Origin of the sequence: Paenibacillus sp. 102 (genome assembly GCF_039549175.1) — a bacterium.
Classification (GTDB): Bacteria; Bacillota; Bacilli; order Bacillales; family Bacillaceae_G; genus Bacillus_A.
In genome coordinates this window covers 1-220 of the sequence record NZ_JBCGHT010000113.1, presented here as the reverse complement: position 1 = coordinate 220, position 220 = coordinate 1, and the positions used below count along the sequence as shown (strand labels likewise).

The window sequence follows — 220 nt, the reverse complement described above, 5'->3', positions numbered from 1 at the left end:
TTGCCGCCATTATGAAGGTAGAACCAGTTAACGCCATCAAAATACCACCCGGTAGCCATTACACCGTTGGGTTGAAGAAGATACCAAGAACCATTAATTTTCGTCCATCCAGTAGCCATATTGCCGCCATTATGAAGGTAGAACCAGTTAACGCCATCAAAATACCACCCGGTAGCCATTACACCGTTGGGTTGAAGAAGATACCAAGAACCATTAATTT

Annotated in this window: 1 pseudogene; it reads right to left on the bottom strand. The window is 43.6% G+C overall.

The annotated features are described in order from the left end of the window. A pseudogene (locus AAIE21_RS29550) lies at positions 1-218 on the bottom strand (cell wall-binding protein); the annotation flags it as partial. Positions 219-220: the final 2 nt, after the last annotated feature.